Annotated in this window: 12 protein-coding genes; 11 read left to right on the top strand and 1 reads right to left on the bottom strand. The window is 33.2% G+C overall.

What is annotated here, in order from left to right:
• The first annotated feature begins 9 nt into the window (after positions 1-9).
• The 6 genes from clpP to K7H06_RS13270 all read left to right on the top strand — a co-directional run bounded on the left by clpP (position 10) and on the right by K7H06_RS13270 (position 6,439).
• On the top strand, positions 10-594 hold the full coding sequence (gene clpP, locus K7H06_RS13295; RefSeq protein WP_223036532.1) for an ATP-dependent Clp endopeptidase proteolytic subunit ClpP: 585 nt from the start codon (positions 10-12) through the stop codon (positions 592-594).
• A gap of 17 nt (positions 595-611) precedes the next feature.
• Positions 612-1,886 carry an ATP-dependent protease ATP-binding subunit ClpX gene (gene clpX, locus K7H06_RS13290; RefSeq protein ID WP_223036531.1) on the top strand — a complete coding sequence of 425 codons (1,275 nt, stop codon included), beginning with the start codon at positions 612-614 and terminating at the stop codon, positions 1,884-1,886.
• 228 nt (positions 1,887-2,114) lie between these two features.
• Complete coding sequence (locus tag K7H06_RS13285; RefSeq protein ID WP_223036530.1) at positions 2,115-3,119, top strand: beta-ketoacyl-ACP synthase III; 1,005 nt, start codon at positions 2,115-2,117, stop codon at positions 3,117-3,119.
• Between the two features lie 33 nt (positions 3,120-3,152).
• Positions 3,153-4,157: an NAD-dependent epimerase/dehydratase family protein gene (locus K7H06_RS13280; RefSeq protein WP_223036529.1), complete on the top strand. Its 1,005-nt coding sequence runs from the start codon at positions 3,153-3,155 to the stop codon at positions 4,155-4,157.
• Positions 4,142-4,993 carry an MBL fold metallo-hydrolase gene (locus K7H06_RS13275; RefSeq protein ID WP_223036528.1) on the top strand — a complete coding sequence of 284 codons (852 nt, stop codon included), beginning with the start codon at positions 4,142-4,144 and terminating at the stop codon, positions 4,991-4,993. Before K7H06_RS13280 ends, K7H06_RS13275 begins: the two co-directional genes overlap by 16 nt.
• A 126-nt stretch (positions 4,994-5,119) precedes the next feature.
• A complete protein-coding gene (locus tag K7H06_RS13270; RefSeq protein ID WP_223036527.1) occupies positions 5,120-6,439 on the top strand; it encodes a F390 synthetase-related protein in 1,320 nt (439 codons plus the stop codon).
• Between the two features lie 57 nt (positions 6,440-6,496).
• Here K7H06_RS13270 and K7H06_RS13265 read toward each other — a convergent pair whose 3' ends face one another.
• Complete coding sequence (locus K7H06_RS13265; protein WP_223036526.1) at positions 6,497-7,729, bottom strand: LL-diaminopimelate aminotransferase; 1,233 nt, start codon at positions 7,727-7,729, stop codon at positions 6,497-6,499.
• Between the two features lie 157 nt (positions 7,730-7,886).
• On the opposite strand from K7H06_RS13265, the gene K7H06_RS13260 reads away from it, so the two are divergent.
• The 5 genes from K7H06_RS13260 (at position 7,887) to K7H06_RS13240 (ending at position 13,171) form a co-directional block, all read left to right on the top strand.
• Complete coding sequence (locus tag K7H06_RS13260) at positions 7,887-9,539, top strand: Na+/H+ antiporter NhaC family protein (RefSeq protein ID WP_223036525.1); 1,653 nt, start codon at positions 7,887-7,889, stop codon at positions 9,537-9,539.
• Between the two features lie 144 nt (positions 9,540-9,683).
• On the top strand, positions 9,684-10,355 hold the full coding sequence (gene sdaAB / locus K7H06_RS13255; RefSeq protein WP_223036524.1) for an L-serine ammonia-lyase, iron-sulfur-dependent subunit beta: 672 nt from the start codon (positions 9,684-9,686) through the stop codon (positions 10,353-10,355).
• A 17-nt stretch (positions 10,356-10,372) separates the two neighbouring features.
• Entirely contained in the window at positions 10,373-11,260 is an 888-nt protein-coding gene (sdaAA, locus tag K7H06_RS13250; protein WP_223036523.1) for an L-serine ammonia-lyase, iron-sulfur-dependent, subunit alpha, read from the top strand.
• A 281-nt stretch (positions 11,261-11,541) separates the two neighbouring features.
• Positions 11,542-12,795, top strand: a complete 1,254-nt coding sequence (locus tag K7H06_RS13245; RefSeq protein WP_223036522.1) for an ammonium transporter — start codon at positions 11,542-11,544, stop codon at positions 12,793-12,795.
• Positions 12,796-12,808: 13 nt separating this feature from the next.
• Complete coding sequence (locus K7H06_RS13240) at positions 12,809-13,171, top strand: P-II family nitrogen regulator (RefSeq protein WP_281426003.1); 363 nt, start codon at positions 12,809-12,811, stop codon at positions 13,169-13,171.
• Positions 13,172-13,295 lie beyond the last annotated feature (124 nt).

Genomic DNA, 13,295 nt, shown 5'->3' with positions numbered 1-13,295 from the left:
ATTGAGATTATGGCTTTAGTACCAATGGTAGTTGAACAAACTAATCGAGGGGAAAGATCTTATGATATATATTCTAGGCTTTTAAAGGATAGAATTATATTCTTAGGAGACGAAGTGAATGATCATACGGCAAGCTTAGTTGTTGCACAACTTTTATTTCTAGAAGCTGAAGACCCTGATAAAGACATTATGATATATATTAACAGTCCAGGAGGAAGTATCACAGCTGGAATGGCAATCTATGATACTATGCAGTATATAAAGCCTGATGTTTCTACAATATGTATCGGTATGGCAGCAAGTATGGGAGCTTTCTTATTAGCTGCAGGAGCAAAGGGGAAGCGCTATGCATTACCTAATGCGGAAATTATGATTCATCAACCTTTAGGTGGAACTCGTGGTCAGGCTGAAGATATTCGTATTCATGCTGAAAGAATTCTTAAAATGCGTGAAACATTAAATAAAATCCTAAGTGAAAGAACAGGTCAGCCTTTAGAGCAAATTCAGAAGGATACAGATAGAGATAATTTCATGGAAGCAAAAGATGCTGTAGAGTATGGATTAATAGACAAGGTAATCACTTCTAGAAAATAGGAAAGAGAGGTGAGAAAATGTCAAGATTTGACGAGAAAAAGCAGTTAAAATGTTCTTTTTGTGGAAAATCTCAAGACCAAGTAAGAAGATTGATTGCTGGTCCTAGTGTATATATATGTGACGAGTGTATTGAACTTTGTCAAGAGATTATTCAAGAAGAATTTGATGAAAATATTGATATAGAAATGACAGATCTTCCAAAACCCCAAGAGATTAGAAAGGTCTTAGAAGATTATGTTGTAGGCCAGGACAAAGCAAAAAAAGCTTTAGCGGTAGCTGTATATAATCACTATAAGCGTATTAATCATCAAGGAAAAGTTGATGATGTAGAACTTCAAAAAAGTAATATTGTTATGCTTGGACCAACTGGGTCTGGTAAAACATTATTGGCTCAGACTTTAGCTAAAATATTAAATGTTCCTTTTGCAATTGCAGATGCAACATCTTTGACGGAAGCTGGATATGTAGGAGAAGATGTTGAAAATATTTTGTTAAAGCTTATACAAGCAGCGGACTATGATATAGAAAAAGCAGAAAAAGGAATTATCTATATTGATGAGATCGATAAAATTGCTAGAAAATCAGATAATCCTTCTATTACAAGAGATGTAAGTGGTGAAGGTGTACAACAGGCACTTCTTAAAATCTTAGAAGGTACTGTAGCTAGTGTGCCTCCACAAGGAGGAAGAAAACATCCACATCAAGAATTTATTCAAATTGATACTACAAATGTACTATTTATTTGTGGTGGAGCATTTGATGGTATTGAAAAAGTGATTCAAAAGCGTATCGGCCAAAAATCTATGGGATTTGGTGCAAACATTCAAAGCAAAGAAGTAAAAGATATTGGTACATTATTAGATAAAATGCAGCCAGAGGATCTACTTCGTTATGGATTAATCCCAGAATTTGTTGGAAGATTACCAGTGATGGTAACTCTTCATCAATTAGATGAAGAAGCTTTAGTAAAAATATTAAGTGAGCCTAAGAATGCTTTAGTAAAACAATACAAAAAGCTATTTGACATGGACAGTGTAGAGTTAGAAATAGATGAAGACGCATTAAAAGCTATTGCGAAAAAAGCTATTGAAAGAAAAACTGGAGCAAGAGGCTTAAGAGGGATTATGGAAGGAATCATGCTAGATGTTATGTATGATATTCCATCCAGAACAGATATTAAAAAATGTGTGATTACTAAGGAAACTGTTGAAAATTCAACGGAGCCGACTTTGGTAATTTCTGAAAGTAAGAAAAGAAATACAAAAAAGAAAAAAGAAGAGACTGCTTCTTAAAAGACGAATCAATAGATTCGTCTTTTTTTATTTAGATCATGATACGGCAAATTTTTACACAATTAGGCAAAATGATATATAATGATGAGTGAACTCCTTTAGCAAAGCTAAATAAGGGTAATTTAGATGGGGGGGATCTCATCTGAATCAATGGACACTTTTACTTATAGAAATGGAAGTTTTATAAAAATGTAAATTTAGTAAGTTGAATAGAAAAGGTGGGGTTTTGTGAGCGTAAGGAATGTAAAAATATTGGGAGTAGGAAAGTATCTGCCTAAAAAAGCAGTAATGAGTGAGGAAATAGATCATAGATTAAGAAAAAAATGTGGTTGGACAGAAAAAAATATTGGTGTAACTAAAAGATATTTTATAAAGAATGAAACAGCTTCTAGTATGGGAGCATATGCAGCTAAGGAAGCTGTAAAACATGCAGGTATAAAACTAGAAGATATAAGCTGTATTATTTGTGCAAGTGGATCTATGGAGCAGCCCATTCCTTGTACTGCATCACTTATACAAAAAGAGTTAGGGTTAGAAAAATCAGGGATTCCATCCTTTGATATCAATTCTACTTGCCTGAGTTTTGTAACAGCATTGGATACCCTATCTTATTTGGTTGAAGGGGGAAGATATGAAAATGTATTGATTGTTTCCTCGGAGATTGCATCAGTAGGAATCAATTGGAAGGATGATAAAAGTGCAGCATTATTTGGAGATGGAGCAGCAGCGGTTGTTTTGGGAAAGACTCCTTTACAAGAAAATTCAAAGATTATTTATTCAAAGATGATGACTTTTAGTGAAGGGGCCCATTTATCAGAAATCTATGGAGGGGGTAGTAAGTTTCCACCTAATCTTCATAATTTAACAGAAGAAACAAAGGAGCAGTTTCTTTTTAGCATGGATGGTGTGAAGATTTTTAAAATGGCTAGAAAAATTATGCCTAACTTTGTAAATACAATATGGAAGGAAAGTGGATTAACCATAGATGATATAACCCTTGTTATACCTCATCAAGCAAGTAAAAGTAGTATGGAATTGATTAGAAAGCATTTAAATATACCTAAAGACAAATGGTTTAGTATTGTGAAAAATCATGGAAATATGATTGCTGCTTCAATTCCTACAGCTTTGTATGAGGCCATAAAGGAAGAAAAGATAAAAAGAGGAGATGTAGTCATACTTCTTGGAACTTCTGCGGGTTTATCCTTAGGTGGATTATTGTTTGAATACTAAAGGGGTTAGTGAATAGAGGGGGTGTGAAACTTTATGAATGTTTTGGTTACAGGAGGGACAGGCTTTTTAGGGGAAAGATTAGCAATGCGATTGATCAGCATGGGCTATGGGGTAACGGTAGTTGGAAGAAATAAAATAAAGGGAAAAGAACTCGAGAAGCTAGGAATAAATTTTATTCCGCTAGATTTAGCTGACCAAGAGAAAACCATTGCTGTATGTAAAAATCAATCATATATATTTCACTGTGCAGCTCTATCCTCCCCATGGGGAAGATATAAGGACTTTTATGCAAGTAATGTATTATCCACTAAAAACTTGATAATGGGGATCAAAAAATGGAATGTAAAAAGATTGGTGCATGTATCAACCCCAAGTATTTATTTTGATTATACAGATCGTTTGAATATACCTGAGAATAGTCCATTACCTAAAGACTCTGTTAATTTCTATGCGCAAACTAAATTAATGGCAGAAAAAGAAATTGATAAGGCGTATAAAGATGGTTTAGAGGTAATTAGTATAAGACCTAGGGCTTTATTTGGGCCAGGAGATACTACTATATTACCAAGATTGATACGAGCAAATAATAAGAGGTTTATTCCTTTAATTAATGAAGGGAAAGCAGTAGTGGATGTTACTTATGTGGAAAATGTAGTAGATGCACTGCTTTTATGCATGGATTCAGATGAAAATACATTAGGGCAAAAGTATAATATTACTAATGGTGAGCCTATGATGCTCATTGAATTATTACAAAAACTTTTTGACAAATTAAATGTTGCCTTAAGGGGGAAAAATATTTCTTTTGAAAAAGCCTATAGATTTGCTGGGATATTGGAATTTATCTCAAAATATCTATTACTGGGGAAAGAACCAACCCTTACCCAGTATTCAGTAGGGGTACTGGCGAAAAGTCAAACTTTAGATATTCAAAAAGCCAGAAAAGAGCTTAGATATAAACCAAGAATCAGTATTGATGAAGGACTAGAATATTTTGTAGACTGGTTGAAAGGAGATGGATCTTGGGTATTAAAATAGATATACTTGTGAGCGGGTATTGTACACAACTAGAAAAAATAGTTATAAGAGGGGGAAGATTAAAACATATAAAATTTCCTTCAATGGTAGTTTTGTTGAGGCATCCTGTGTATGGCTATATTTTATTTGATACAGGATATGCATCTCATTTTTTTACTGAAACAAAGAAATTTCCTTATTGGATCTATTCTAAAATAACACCTGTATATCTTAATGAAAATGAAGCAGTAAAAAAACAGCTTCAAAAAATGGGGGTAAAGGCTGAAGAGATTCAATATATTATATTATCGCATTTTCATGCAGATCATATTGCTGGATGTAAAGACTTTCCTAATGCTAAATTTATATGTAGTAAAGTTGCTTATGAGAAAGTGAAAAGTAAGAGAGGTATTTGTGCATTAAAAGAAGCTTTTATTCCAAGACTCCTACCAAATGATTTTGAGGAACGGGGAATTTATTTTGAAGAAATGAAAAAAGACTCATTTCCTTTAACAGATACATCTTTTGAAGAGGCTATAGATTTATTTGGAGATAAAAGTATTTACGCAGTTCATTTAGAAGGGCATACAAAGGGGCATTATGGAATATTTACAAAAGATCATAAAGAAAAGGATTACTTTTTTGTAGGAGATGCCTGTTGGAGTGACAAGGCATATGAAGAAAATTTATTGCCTCATTGGATTGCTAATCTGGTAAACAAAGATCAAAAAAATTATAAAGCTACTATTAAAAATATATCTCTATTATATAAGAGGCATCCTAAAATAAATATTATTCCTAGCCATTGTCTTTCTACTATACAAAAAAATTTGAAAACTAAAGATATTAGTTCATAAAAGGGTAGACGTTATGATGTGTACAATAGGATAGCAACCATTGATTAAATTCACGAAGAAAATTAAATATTGAAGTTGCATATACTAGGACATACATAAATACTTAATAAAGTGGGTGTACGGAACATGTCTGAATCATTAAAAATTTTGTATCATTACTTAAAAAACAAATATTTTTTAAAATTTGATAATCGTAATGAGCTTGAAGCATGGCAGGATAGAAAAGTAAAGGACTTTCTAAAAAATATTGTTCCAAAGTCTCCTTTTTATAAAAAATATTATAAGAATTGTTCTTTTGATGATTGGAGAAATTTACCGATTATGAATAAAGAGATGATGATGGAAAACTTTGATGAACTCAATGTTTTTGGCATTAAGAAGGAAGAAGCCTTTGGAATTGCATTAAAGGCTGAAAAAACAAGAAATTTTTCACCTATGATTAATCAAATAACCATAGGTCTTTCATCAGGAACATCAGGAAATAGAGGGATTTTTTTAGTAAGTCCAAAAGAAAGAGTCAAATGGGCAGGGAATATTCTTGCCAAATGTCTTCCTACGAATATATTGCATGAACAAAAAATAGCATTCTTTCTTCGTGCGGATAGCAATCTGTATAATACAGTAAATAAGGGGAAAATTAAGTTTGAGTTTTTTGATCTATTAGAGAACATACAGGAGCATATAAGAAGACTGAATCTTTATCAGCCAAGTTTCTTGGTGGCACCTGCATCTATGCTTGTAATTCTTGCAAAGAAATTAGAGGAAGGTGTTCTTCAAATAAATCCTAAAAAAGTTATATCCGTTGCAGAAGTTTTAGATCCTATGGATGAAAATTATATATCCAAGCAGTTTAAACAAAAAATACATCAAATATATCAATGTACAGAAGGGTTTTTAGCTACTACCTGTGAGCATGGGACCCTTCATTTAAATGAAGATCTTTTAGTTGTTCAGAAAGAATATTTAGATAAAAGATTAGGAAAGTTTGTTCCCATTATTACAGATTTTTCAAGGACTAGCCAGCCTATTATTAGATATGGATTAAACGATATTTTAACGGAAAAGAAAGAGCCTTGTCCCTGTGGAAGTGTGTATACCGCATTAGAGCAAATAGAGGGGCGGTGCGATGATTTATTTTATTTTCAAAATGAAGATGAAACTCGCTTGGTTCCTGTTTTTCCAGATTTTATTCGACGTATGATTATATTATCTTCAAGTGGCATTAAGCAGTATAAAGTAAATCAATTGAATGCAAGTACCATTGAAGTTTATATAGAAGTGGGTAAGGGGTATGTAGTAAATGAAATTAGAAATAAGATCAATATAGAACTACAAGGATTATGTAAAAGATTAAATTGTATTGCACCTCATATAAAGTTTATAGATGAATATGAATACATTGCAGGGAAAAAACTTAGAAGAATAGAAAGAAAGTTTACAATATGAAAAACAGCTGCTGAATACATTTTTAGCAGCTGCTTTTTATTGGTTATGCTCATTTGATTAAAATACGAGCTCAAGCTTTAATAATCTTTCTTTCAATTCATTAATAATTCTTTTTTCTTCTTCATAATCTTTAGCCTCAAAGGTAACAGAGAGTCTAACATAGGGTTCTGGAGAGTTCCAGGGGACAGTACAGATGAGGGCTTCATTTAAAAGATATAGTGAAAAATCATCTGCATCTTGAAAGATTTTACCAGATTTTGTTCCCTTCGGAATAGGTAAATAACAATAAAAAGTGGCTTTTGGTTTTTCTATATTAAATCCTATTTCCTTCAATGCTTTTATTAAAAGATCAAATCTTCTTGAATATCTTTCACAATTGTTCTTAGTAATTTCAGGATGATTTAATGCGTGAATCCCTGATTTTTGAATAGCTCTGAATTGACCTGAGTCTGAATTAGCTTTAACGATTCCAAATATGTTGAGGGCTTCTTTATTACCAGCAATGAATGCTATTCGCCATCCTGTCATATTAAAAGCTTTTGATAAAGAATGAATTTCAACGCCAACTTCTTTTGCTCCATCAATGGATAGAAAGCTGAGAGGCTTTTCTCCATCAAAGGTAATAGGTGCATAGGTAGAATCAGCCACCACAATGATTCTATTTTTATGTGCAAATTCTATTACTCTTTTGTAGAAATCTTTTGTAGGCACTTGTCCCGTAGGATTGTTAGGATAATTGATATATAAAAGCTTAGAACGATAAAGAATAATATTTGAAATATTAGAAAAATCAGGATAAAAATCATTGGCTTTTGTCAAAGGAAGTCCGTATACTACCCCACCTAAATATTTTGTATGAGTAGAAATGATTGGATAACTGGGAAGTGTTGTAAGGGTAATATCCCCAGGGTTGATAAAGCATAAGGGCATCATGGATAAAATGGATTTTGCACCAATGCCATGCATAATTTCTGTATAAGGGTTAATATTTGTTATACCATAAATTCTTTCAAGATATTTAGCAGCTGCTTCTTGGAATTCTTTTATACCGTTGTCTGAATACCATCTATTTTCAGGTTTTGGAGCTTCTTCTGAAAGGACGTTGACTACATTTTTATCAGCAGGGAGATCAGGTTCTCCTATACCCATATCAATTAATTCAATATGTGGATATTTTTTCTTTACTTCTTCTTTTGCTCTTTTTATTTTCATAAATTTATAGTCTTGCTTTGCAATATCAAAGCTATGATCTCTAAATCTATCAGCAATGATGTCTGTAATAAAGCTCATAGGATTTCCTCCTTTAAGGATTTTAATAATATTTTTTCATACAATATTTTATTCTGAAAAAAGTAAATTGTTCATAGGCAGTATCTTAAATATTTGTGTAACATCCTCAAGTCAGGGCATATAATAATATGAAACATAAATTACGAGGGGGGATAGTATGAGACTAAGAGCCAATAAAACATGGAGAAAGACAATCATTATAGGAATGATCATCTTATTATCTTTTGCTACATCTTGTGTTTTTGCTTCAGGAGGGGAAGGTGAAAGTATAGATTTTGGAATATTTTCATTGCTCCCACCACTTGTTGCCATTGTATTGGCCATTGTTACAAAGGAAGTAATCCCATCTTTATTTATTGGTACATGGGTGGCTGGTACTATGCTTGCTGGGGGAAATCCCATTACTGGATTTGGAAATAGTGTGGAAAGTTTATGGAATGCTTTAGGAGATCCTTGGTCAGCAAGGATTGTTCTTACAAGTTTAACTTTAGGTGGATTAGTAGGGATTATGAGAGTTGGAGGTGGCATAGAGGCTGTTGTAAATTGGATTACAAAAAAAATAAAGTCAGCAAAAGGTGCGTTGCTTGCTACAGAGCTTGCTGGATTTGTTATATTTTTTGAAGATTATGTAAATACTCTGGTTGTAGGGACAACAATGAGTCCTATAACAAAGGAGTATAAAATATCAAAGGAGAAATTATCCTATATCGTAGATAGTACAGCAGCACCTATTGCATGTATTGCAGGAATTTCATCGTGGGTTGCTTACCTTGTGGGGCAAATAGGGATGCAATTTGATGATTTGGGGATTAAATTCTCACCTTATGCAGCTTATCTTAAATCTATCCCTTTTGTTTTATATAGTTTTGTTGCCCTTGCATTATTAACCTATGTGGTTTTATCAGGAAAAGATTTTGGACCTATGCTTGAAGCAGAAAAAAGAGCAAGAACAACTGGAAAAATAGTAAGGGATGGTGCAAAGCCTTTAATTGCAGCGGAGCAAAAAGAACTTGAACCAGATAAGGATTGCCCAAAACGTCTTATAAACTTTATTATTCCAATTGTAAGTTTAATAGGGTTTATTGTAATGATTCTTATGAAGAGCGGGGGATGGCCAGAAGTTTCCATATCAGAAGCTATTGCCAATGGAAGCAGTTCAAAGGCATTATGCTTAGGTTCCTTTAGTGCAGTATTTGTTACTTTAGTACTCTATAAAATTCAAAATCTGGTACCAACCAATAGATTGTTTAAAGGTTATATGGAAGGAATGAGGTCCATATTTTTTGGTACTCTTATATTGATATTTGCTTGGGGAATAGGTTCTTCCATAAAAGCCGTTGGAACAGCTAAGTTTTTAGTAGGGATTACAGAAGGGGTATTGTCTCCTGCCATTATTCCTCTGATTACTTTTCTAATAGGAGGCATTATATCCTTTTCAACAGGAACATCTTATGGTACTGTAGCAGTACTTATGCCTATTGTCATACCTATCGTATTTAATGTATCTACTACTGGTGGAATAGACCCAATGACGTATATATTTCCAACTATAGGAGCAGTATTTGCTGGAGCCATATTTGGAGATCACTGCAGTCCTATATCAGATACGACGATTATGTCATCTATGTTTAGTGGAGCAGATCATATAGATCATGTGAAAACACAAATGCCATATGCGCTACTTGCAGGACTTGGAGCAGTTATAGGTTATATTGGGGTTGCTATAGGATTAAATATAGTATTAAATATTTTAATAGGGATGCTTGTAGTTTTAGGTGTATTTAAAGTAATATCTAAACCAATAGAATAAACTACAAAATTAAAACCTGGCATTTTATGCCAGGTTTATGCAATTGAATGTTAAATGATTCAATCTAAAGATCAAAACCTTTCAAAATACATGAAGAATATGATATCATATACACGTTGAAGATTAATAAAAGTGGAGGTAATTATGAAGAATTATAGTGCTTTTGATATTATAGGACCTAAAATGGTAGGGCCATCAAGCTCACATACGGCTGGAGCAAACAGACTAGGTAGAGTGGCAAGAAAGATAGCAAATGATGATATAAAAAGCGTAAAGTTTTTGTTACATGGTTCCTTTGCGAAAACATATAAAGGACATGGTACGGATAGAGCTCTAGTGGCAGGTATAATGGGTATGATGGAAAATGATGAAGAACTGAAAAATTCTTTAGAAATAGCAAATAAACAGAGAATAAAATATGAGTTTGTTGAAACTAATCTAGGAGAAGTACATCCCAACACGGTTAAATTTATCATAGAAAAGTCAAATGGAGAACAAGTAGAAATTATGGGAGCTTCAATAGGTGGAGGAAATATAAAAATAACTGAAATTAGTGGATTGAGATTAGAATTTACAGGGCAATATCCTACAGTTATTACAAGACATAAAGATTATCCTGGCGTTATAGCAAAGGTTACTAAAATGTTAGCTGATTATGATATCAATATAGCTTTTATGAGTGTATATAGACAGGATAAAGGGCAGGATGCTTTTATGGTTATAGAATCAGATCATGAATTTAAAGATGATTTAGGAATAGATATAAAAAGGGAAGTTGACGATGTTAAGGATGTATATATTATTGAATCTATGTAAAGTAAAGGAGCAGAATCATGTCATATAATTTTAATTGTGGAAATGAATTAATAGAACTTTGTCACAAGCATAATAAAAAAATATGGGAAATTATGTTGTGTAGAGAATCTAAGAATTCTGGTGAAAATCAAGAAAAAATATTAGAAATGATGAAAGAAAATTTAAAAGTCATGAAAAGTGCTATTATAAAAGGTCTTAAGGAAGATATAAAATCTGTAAGTGGATTAGTTGGTGGGGATGCAAAGCTACTAGACAATAGATATAAAAAAAATAACACTGTTTCAGGAAGTAAAATGATGAAAGCAGTTGCTAGTGCTATGGCAGTTGTAGAAGTAAATGCTTCAATGGGACAAGTTGTTGCAGCACCTACAGCAGGATCTTGTGGAATCTTACCGGGAGTTTTGATTAGTGTAGGGGAAGATTTTAATCTTTGTGAAGATGAATTAGTAAAAGGTTTGTTCACAGCTTCTGCTATAGGGCTAATTATAGCTAAAAATGCTACAGTATCGGGAGCAGAAGGTGGATGTCAAGCAGAAACAGGAGCTGCAGCTGCTATGGCAGCTGGTGCAGTAGTAGAATTACTAGGTGGAACAGTTGAAGAAGTATTACATGGTGCAGCTATGACCATGAAAAATATTTTAGGATTAGTTTGTGATCCTATAGCTGGACTTGTGGAATGTCCATGTGTCAAGAGAAATGCTATAGGTACTGCTAATGCTCTCATATCTGCAGATATGGCATTAGCGGGTATAAAAAGTGTTATTCCATTTGATGAGGTAGTGGAAGCTATGTATAAAGTTGGAAAGTCTTTACCAGAGACATTAAGGGAAACGGCTTTGGGAGGCTTAGCAGATACACCTACAGGAAGGAAACTTGCTAAAGAAATTTTTAATAACAAAAAATAAAATTTTTAAAAAATGAAAAGGAAAAGAACATGGGATAGAATCAATGAAGGAAAACAATAGGGAAAAAATATTATCAGAAAATAAAAAAAAGTGTTGCAAAACAATAGGTTATATATTATAATCATATCTATATTAAAAATGAATCAAGTCAAAGGCAAAGGCGTCTTTAATTGAGAGAATGTGATTTCTCTTAGTTGAAGACGCCTTTTTAGTTTATATAAACTTTGCATCAATCATGTACAGCTGGCATGTAAATAAAAAATTTAGAGAGGAGAATGATGATGGAATTTATAACTGCAATTGATACAATATGGGTTTTAATCGCTACTGCGTTGGTGTTTTTCATGCAAGCTGGTTTTGCTATGGTGGAGACTGGATTTACAAGGGCGAAAAATGCTGGAAATATTATTATGAAAAATTTGATGGACTTTTCAGTAGGATCATTAATTTTCTTTATATTAGGATTTAGTATGATGTTTGGAAAGGATATAGGTGGCTTTATAGGACAAATTCATTTATTTTCAACAGGGACTTTTGAACATCTTGGCTTAGGTATTCCAAAGGAAGCTTTTATTATTTTTCAAACAGTATTTTGTGCTACTGCAGCAACCATTGTTTCAGGATCTATGGCAGAAAGAACAAAGTTTATTTCGTATTTACTATATAGTTTTGTCATTAGTGCCATCATCTATCCTATTGTAGGACATTGGATATGGGGTGGAGGTTGGTTATCAGCTTTAGGATTTCATGATTTTGCTGGATCAACAGTGGTACACTCCTTAGGGGGATGGGCAGCATTAATGGGGGCATGGATTATAGGACCTAGAATAGGAAAGTATAGTAAAAATGGTGAAATTCATGCTATCCCTGGTCATAGTATTACCCTTGGGGCACTAGGTGTATTTATATTATGGTTTGGGTGGTTTGGATTTAATCCTGGTTCAACTTTATCTGGAATGGATACAGATAGTATAGCTCATATATTCATCACAACTAATTTAGCAGCTTCTATGGGGGCATTGACTACAATGATTATTACATGGGTAAAGTATAAAAAACCTGATGTAAGTATGACCTTAAATGGAGCTTTAGGAGGATTGGTTGCAATTACTGCAGGAACAGATATTGTCAGCCCTTTTGGATCTTTGGCGATAGGTATTGTAGCTGGTTTTGTGATTATCTTTGGTATTGAGTTTATTGATAAGGTTTTGAAAATTGATGATCCAGTAGGAGCAGTAGGGGTACATGGATTATGCGGTTCAATTGGAACCATATTAGTAGGATTGTTTGCTATAGATGGAGGACTTTTCTATGGTGGTGGCATAGGACTTTTAAAGGTTCAAATATTAGGGGTAGGTGCAGTAGCTCTTTGGACTTTAGGGACAAGTTTCATATTATTCAAAGGAATAGATTTAACGATTGGGTTAAGAGTAACTGCGGAAGAAGAGCATATAGGATTAGATATTGAAGAGCATGGACTTGAACTTGAAAGCTATGTGGATTTTAAAAGAAGAGGAATTGAAATCAACTCATAGGGGAGGGTTTTAAATGGATGAAAAAATTACAAAAATTGAGATTATCACAAGGACTAGAAAATTTGAGGAATTAAAAGAAGCTTTAAATACTATTGGGGTTAAGGGTATGACGGTAACCCATGTTTTAGGATGTGGAATTCAAAAGGGTATGACACATAATTATAGAGGAGTTGAATATATAGATCAATTACTTCCTAAAATAAAGGTAGAAACAGTTGTTTGTGAAGTGCCTGTTGATTTAGTAGTAGAAACTGCAAAAAAAGTACTAAGAACGGGTAATGTAGGAGATGGGAAGATATTCATTTATGATGTTTCCAATGTGATTCGAATTAGAAATGGTGATGAAGGCAAGGTTGCATTAAATAATAAAGAGTAACATATAACCTTTTGTCCCTCTATGGGGGATGAAAGGTTTTTTGTATAGAAAGTTTTAGTAAATTTAAGTTAGCTTTTATAAGAGATGAAACAGGTGTGGTACAATTGGTGATAGAGAATAGTAT

It is taken from the genome of Crassaminicella profunda (genome assembly GCF_019884785.1).
Classification (GTDB): Bacteria; Bacillota; Clostridia; order Peptostreptococcales; family Thermotaleaceae; genus Crassaminicella; species Crassaminicella profunda.
The sequence above is the reverse complement of the archived record's forward strand: the minus strand, read 5'-3'. Positions and strand labels throughout refer to the sequence as shown.